Annotated in this window: 7 protein-coding genes; 4 read left to right on the forward strand and 3 right to left on the reverse strand. The window is 78.2% G+C overall.

Going from position 1 to position 6,170, the window contains the following annotated elements; genetic code table 11:
* The first annotated feature begins 33 nt into the window (after nt 1-33).
* A complete protein-coding gene (locus GTR00_RS11890) occupies nt 34-1,329 on the forward strand; it encodes an MFS transporter (RefSeq protein ID WP_166611840.1) in 1,296 nt (431 codons plus the stop codon).
* An 18-nt stretch (nt 1,330-1,347) separates the two neighbouring features.
* Here the strand turns inward: GTR00_RS11890 and ggh are convergent, their stop codons facing one another.
* The 3 genes from ggh to GTR00_RS11905 all read right to left on the reverse strand — a co-directional run bounded on the left by ggh (nt 1,348) and on the right by GTR00_RS11905 (nt 4,555).
* Entirely contained in the window at nt 1,348-2,673 is a 1,326-nt protein-coding gene (gene ggh / locus GTR00_RS11895; protein ID WP_166611841.1) for a glucosylglycerate hydrolase, read from the reverse strand.
* Nucleotides 2,674-2,888: 215 nt separating this feature from the next.
* Complete coding sequence (locus GTR00_RS11900; protein WP_166611836.1) at nt 2,889-3,605, reverse strand: DedA family protein; 717 nt, start codon at nt 3,603-3,605, stop codon at nt 2,889-2,891.
* The gene (locus GTR00_RS11905) at nt 3,602-4,555 is read right to left on the reverse strand and encodes a spermidine synthase (protein WP_166611837.1); all 954 of its coding nucleotides are present in this window, start codon (nt 4,553-4,555) and stop codon (nt 3,602-3,604) included. The genes GTR00_RS11900 and GTR00_RS11905 overlap by 4 nt, the downstream gene beginning before the upstream one ends.
* A gap of 100 nt (nt 4,556-4,655) precedes the next feature.
* On the opposite strand from GTR00_RS11905, the gene GTR00_RS11910 reads away from it, so the two are divergent.
* The 3 genes from GTR00_RS11910 to GTR00_RS11920 form a co-directional block, all read left to right on the forward strand.
* Entirely contained in the window at nt 4,656-4,886 is a 231-nt protein-coding gene (locus tag GTR00_RS11910; protein WP_166611838.1) for a hypothetical protein, read from the forward strand.
* A gap of 173 nt (nt 4,887-5,059) precedes the next feature.
* Nucleotides 5,060-5,776, forward strand: a complete 717-nt coding sequence (locus GTR00_RS11915) for an EcsC family protein (RefSeq protein ID WP_166611839.1) — start codon at nt 5,060-5,062, stop codon at nt 5,774-5,776.
* Nucleotides 5,773-6,170, forward strand: a 398-nt coding sequence (locus GTR00_RS11920; protein WP_205705629.1) for a DUF1232 domain-containing protein, incomplete at its 3' end; no start/stop codon positions are given. The genes GTR00_RS11915 and GTR00_RS11920, both read left to right, overlap by 4 nt.

Here is a 6,170-nt window from a genome sequence, read left to right on the forward strand (position 1 = left end):
CACGAGCTCCAGCCAGCGCTCGCGGTCGGCGCCCTGGCCTACGTCGTCACCGTCGCCAACCGCACCTCCCTGGCCGCCGCCGGGCTGGAGGCGCAGGAGCGCTACGGCATCGGCGCCGGGACGCTGTCCAGCTTCGCCGTGCTGCAGTTCCTCGTCTACGCCGCCCTGCAGGTGCCCGTCGGCGTGCTCATCGACCGCTGGGGGCCCCGCCGCCTGGTCGTCCTGGGCGCCGCCGCCATGGGCGCCGGCCAGCTCGTGCTGGCGCTGAGCACGCAGACCTGGCAGGCCGTGCTCGCCCGCGTCCTCGTCGGCGCCGGCGACGCCGCCACCTTCACCTCCGTGCTGCGCGTGGTGACCAACTGGTTCCCCCCGCACCGGGTGCCCGTGATGACCCAGCTCGTGGGCCTCTTCGGCCAGCTCGGGCAGGTGTTCAGCTTCGTGCCCCTGGTCGCCCTGCTGCACGGGCCCGGCTGGGCGCCCGCCTACGCCGGCACCGCCGCCTTCACCGTCCTGGCCGCCGTCCTGGCCGTCCTCGTCCTGCGCGACGTGCCGCCGGGGGCGCCGAACCCGCGCAGCGCCCGCACCGCCCGGCAGGTCGCCGCCGACCTGCGCGAGTCGCTGCGCCAGCCCGGCACCCGCCTGGGCCTGTGGTCGCACTGGGCCACCCCCTTCGCCGGCAACGCCTTCGCCACCCTGTGGGGCTACCCGTTCCTCGTCTCCGGGCAGGGCCTGAGCACCGGCACCGCCGGGGCGCTGCTGACCCTCTACACCGTCACCGCCGCCGGCACCGGCCCGCTGATGGGCGCCCTGGTGGCCCGGCACCCGCTGCGCCGCTCCTGGATCGTGCTGAGCGTGGTCGGCGCGCAGGCGGCGGTGTGGGCCCTCGTGCTCGCCCTGCCCGGGCCCGCGCCGCTGCCGCTGCTGGCGCTGCTCGTCGTGGTCATCGCCACCGGCGTGCCCGGCTCGATGATCGGCTTCGACTACGCCCGCACGTCCAACCCCGCGCACCGCCTGGGCGGCGCCACCGGCCTGACCAACGTCATGGGCTTCGCCGCCACCGTCGTGCTCGTGCTCGTCGTCGGCGTCGTCCTGGACCTGCAGGGCGCCGGCAGCCCCGGCACCTACTCCCTGGACGCCTTCCGCGTCGCCTTCGCCGTGCAGTTCCCCCTGTGGGCGGTCGGCGTGGCCGGCATCCTCGTCAGCCGCCGGCGCACCCGCGAGCTGATGGCCCGCCAGGGCGTCGTGGTGCCGCGCATGCGCGAGGCGCTGCGCCGCGACCTCGCCGCCCGCCGCGCGCGCCAGCACCAGGGCGCCGGGCCCGCGGACTGACCCGCGGGGCGGGACGGGTCAGCACAGCCAGTCCAGGACGGCCGCCGCCGTCCAGGACTGCTGCATGCTGCCCAGCGGCTCGCCGTTGAGCGGGTCGTAGTACTCCGCGAAGTCGCCCGCGCCCACCAGGCGCAGCCCCTCCTCGCGCAGCACCGCGGCCCGCTCCGCCCAGCCGCGCCGGGCGAAGGACCAGTGGAACAGCCAGGCGATCACCGGCCACTGCGGGCCGCGCCAGTACTCGCGCGGGCGGAACGCCCCCGAGGCCGGCGACGTCGACGGCGGCACCGCCGCCGCCAGCTGCGGGTGCCCGCACCAGCGCTCACCCTCGAACGCCTCCAGCAGCGCCGACTCCCGCGCGCGCGGCAGCCCGCCGCACAGCAGCGGCGCGAAGCCCGCCACCGTCTCGGTGGACAGCCACTCGCCGGTGCGCACGTCCCGGTCGCGCGCCAGGCCCGTGACCGGGTCCACCGACTCCACCACCCCCGCGCGGCAGCGCCGCGCCCACGCGCGCAGCTCGGCCACGTCCGCGGCCGGCTGCCCGCGCTCCTCGCCCAGGTCCGCCAGCACGTCGCAGGCCACCGCCAGCAGCGCCGAGACGAGCACGTCCTCCACCGCGAAGCTGACGCGCTCGTGCACCAGCGCGTCGTCGTAGCCCACGCGGCGCATCTCCTCGATCAGCCACAGGTAGCGGTCGTACTCGCGGTCGCTGGGCCGCATCGAGGCGTCGGTGACCACCAGGGTGTCCCGGCGCTGGTACGGCGGCAGGTCCGCGCCCACCACCACGCGCGAGTACGGCCCGTCCCAGCGCGGTGAGTTGTCCATGCCCGACTCCCAGCCGTGGTGCAGCACCACCCGCCCGCGCCCCTGCGGGTCGCGCGCGGTGGCCAGCCAGCGGTGCCAGGCCACCAGCGGCCGCCACGCCCGGTCCACGAACTCCCCGGCCGCCTGCCGGTCGGAGCGGCCCTGGCGCCGGGAGGCCTCCACGACGCGCTGCATCGCGATGGCGTGCACCGGCGGCTGGCAGATCCCCGACGTCGCCGGGTACGGCGGCGCCCCCGGCACCCCCAGGTGGCAACCCCACCGCTCCGGGCCGGGGAAGTAGCCGGTGGAGTCCGGGTTGAACACGATGTGCGGGATCATCCCGTTGCCCCACTGCGCACCCAGCAGCGTGTCCAGCTCGAGGATCGCGCGCGGCACCGACAGCCGCGCCAGCCCCACCGCCACGAACGCCGCGTCCCAGCTCCACATGTGCGGGTACAGCCGCGGCGCCGCCGAGGTCATCGTGCCCAGGTCGTTGCCGCGCAGCACGTACGCCGCGCGCGCCGCGAGCAGCTGGGAGGTCAGGCGCGCCGGGCGCCGCCCTGCGCCCACCCGCTCGCGCAGCGGCAGCGCACCCGCCCGGGGCACCTCCGGCGCGCGGGGCACCTCCGGCGTGCGGGACACCTCGGTGGTCACGGTCGGCCTCCCCGCGCCCGGACGGGACCCACCGCCGGCGTCGTGGCGCCGATCCCACCGCGCCCGGGCGCCGGTGCGCAAGTCCCCGCGCGGTGCGGGCGCCCTCAGCCCTCCCGCTGCCGTTCGCCCCCCGGCTGCCGGGCGTCCACCGCAGCGCCACCGCGCCGCTGCCCGCGCACGCGCCGCACCCGCCGCAGCACCGCCCACGCCAGCACCGCCGCGATCGCCGCGTAGAACGCGTAGTCCAGGTAGTGCCCGTACTCCTCGACCAGCTGGTACTGCGTGCCCAGCGCCATGCCCAGGCCGATGAGCAGCCCGTTCCACAGGCCCGAGCCCAGCACCGTCAGCAGCGAGAACTTCCACAGCCGCATGCCCGCCGCGCCCGCCGGCAGCGAGATCAGGCTGCGCACGCCGGGGATGAAGCGGCCGGTGAACACCGCCGCGCCCTCGTGGCGGGAGAACCACTCCGCGGACCTGTGCACGTCGTCGGCGTCCATGAGCGGGATCCGCTCGGCGATCGCGGCGGCCCGGCGCAGGCCGATCACCCTGCCCACCCAGTACAGGACCAGCGAGCCGAGGAAGGCACCCAGCACCGACAGCGCCACCACGGGGAAGAGCTGCAGCACGCCCTGCTGCACCTGGTAGCCGGCCAGCGGCAGCACGACCTCGCTGGGGATCGGCGGGAAGACCACCTCCAGGAAGCTCAGCGCCCCCACCCCCGGCGCGCCCAGCGAGGCCACCGTGTCGAGCACGAAGCCCGTCAGGCCGCCGGTCTGGCCGCCCCCGGCGGTCGTGCTCGCGGTCTGCAGCGTCAGGCTCATGCGTCGGGTTCCTCCGTGCGCGTCGTCTGGGCGGTCGTCTGGGCGGTCGTCCCGGGCCCGGCCGGGGACGACCCCGCGGGCGCGCCGCGGCTCAGCGCGGCCACGGCCGCGTCCGTGACAACGCCCGCACCCGCCCGGAAGTGCCGCGCCTCCTCGCCGGCCACCAGCCGCGCCGGCGCCGCCCCGCCGGACAGCGCCCGCACCAGCGCCCGCTCGGGCAGCTCCTCCTGCGAGGCGACCAGCAGCGCGTTGCCGTACCGGCGGCCCCGGAAGACCCCCGGCTCGGCCAGCACCGCCACGTGCGCGAAGACCTCCGCGGCCGTGGCCAGCTCCGCGCGCGCGTGCGGCATCGGCGGGCGGTCGGCGAGGTTGGCCACCCACACCCCGCCCGGGGCCAGCACCCGCGCCACGTCGCGCAGGAACTCCACGGTCACCAGGTGCGAGGGCACCGCGTCGTGCACGAACGCGTCGCGCACCAGCGCGTCCTGGCTGGCGTCCGGCAGCGCCGCCACGCCCGCGCGCGCCTCGGCCACCTTCAGCCGGAAGCCGGCCGAGGCGCTGGCGCCGAAGCTGCGGCGCACCAGCTCCACCAGGCGCTCGTCGACCTCCAGCACCAGCTGCCGCGACCCGGGCCGGGTGGCGGCCACGTACCGCGGGAAGGCGCACCCCGCCCCGCCCAGGTGCACCACCCGCAGCGGCCCCGGCGGGTGCACCGCGTCCAGCACGGCCGCCGTCCACTGCTGGTACTCGAACACCAGGTGCTCGGGGTCGGCCAGGTCCACGTAGGAGCTGGGCACGCCGTTGACCAGCACCAGCCAGCCGTCGGGGTCGTCGCGGTCGCGCTCCAGGCGCACCGTGCCGGTGCTGATGAGCGCCTCGCCCTCCACCGGGTCCGGGCGCCGGGCGGCGGTGCGCCGCGGCTGCGGGCGGGGGCGGGGCGAGCGGGGCACCCGCCGATCCAACCAGCCGCGCAGCGCGCCCGCCGCCACCCGCGCGGGCGCACCCGGCCGGGCGCTGAAGTCCGCGGCCCCGCGTGCCGAGGTACAGGGCATGTTCGCGTTCCTGCAGGTCGCCCTGCTCGCCGTGTTCCTCGTCCCCCTCGTCCTGGACCGCCGCGCGCGCCGCCGCGGCCCGCTGGACCCCTCCCGCATGCCGGTGGCCGACCGGCCGCCGGCCGCCGCCGCCGGTGGCCTGCCGCGCCCGTGGGCGCGCCGCCGCTACGCCGTCGCCGGCGTGGACGAGGTCGCCGCCTACCTGCGCGAGCAGGACACCGCCCGCTGACGCCGCCCGCCGGCACCGCCCGACGGCACCGCCCGCCGGCACCGCCCGACGGCACCGCCCGACGGCACTGCCCACCCGCACCGCCCGCGCCCGCCGCGCGCCGCGAGCGCGCGGCGGTTAGCGTTCCCGGACGGCCCGGCCACGTCCGGCCGGCCGGAGGAGGGACGGGACCAGTGGCACGCCGCGACGCTCAGCGGGACGTCGACGCGACCGGGGCGGGAGGTGCCGACGACTCGCGCGCCGCGGCCCTCGTGCAGCGCCTGCTGTCCGTCGGCATCGACGGCAGGGGACCCTTCGACGGGGCCGCCGAGGTGGCGCGCCGCGCGCGCGCCGAGCACCCCACCACCGAGTCCGCGGTGCACGCGGTCGTGCGCCGGCACACCCGCCTGGTGGCCGCCAGCGGCTTCGCCACCGGCGTGGGCGGCCTGCTCACCCTGCCCGTCGCGCTGCCCGCCAACGTCGTCGGCTTCTACGTGCTGGCCACCCGCGCCGTCGCGGCCGTGGCCGAGCTGCGCGGCTACGACACCACCCGGCCCGAGGTGCGCAGCGCGGTGCTGCTGACCCTGGTGGGCGCCGACGCCACCGACGTGCTGAAGTCCGCCGGCCTGCCCAGCCTGAACATCGGCGGGCGCCTGGCCTCCCTGGCCACCCGGCGCTGGCCCCCGGCCGTGCTCATGCTCGTCAACAAGGGCGTCGGCTTCCGGCTGCTCGCCCGCCTGGGCACCGGCGGCCTGGTGCGCATCAGCAGCCGCGCGGTGCCCCTCGTCGGCGGTGCCGTCGGCGCCGGCGCCGACGCCCTGATGCTGCGCCGCATCGCCAAGCACGCCGAGCACGCCCTGCCGCCGACCGCCGGCGCCGCGGGCGCGGAGGGCACCGGCGAGCTGCGGTGAAGCCCGGCCCGGTCCCGGTGGTGCAGCGGCGACGCTCCGCGCTGGCGGTGCTGTGGCGCACCGCGCGCTCGGGCACCGGCCCCGGCACCCCGGGTCTGGCCGCCCGCGCCCGCTCGCTGCCGGCGATGGTCGCCGACAGCGCCGGCGGCCGCTACCGCGGTCCCGGCCGGTCGCGCCTGGCCGGCGCCGCCGCCGGGCTGGTCTACCTGGTCTCGCCGGTGGACGCGCTGCCCGAGGCCCTGCTGCCGCTGCTGGGCCTGCTCGACGACGCCGTGGTCGCCGCCTGGGTGGCCGGCGCCCTGCTGAGCGCCACCGAGGACTACGCCGCCTGGCGCGAGCGCCGCGCGAGCGCTGCGCACCCCGCGCACCCCGCGGACCCGGAGCACCCGGTGCC

Origin of the sequence: Kineococcus indalonis (genome assembly GCF_009906395.1) — a bacterium.
Taxonomy (GTDB): Bacteria; Actinomycetota; Actinomycetes; order Actinomycetales; family Kineococcaceae; genus Kineococcus; species Kineococcus indalonis.

Excerpts from the sequence above, each read along its gene's own strand:
- GTR00_RS11900 (WP_166611836.1), bottom strand. The coding sequence starts at position 3,605 with ATGAGCCTGACGCTGCAGACCGCGAGCACGACCGCCGGGGGCGGCCAG.
- GTR00_RS11910 (WP_166611838.1), top strand. The coding sequence starts at position 4,656 with ATGTTCGCGTTCCTGCAGGTCGCCCTGCTCGCCGTGTTCCTCGTCCCC.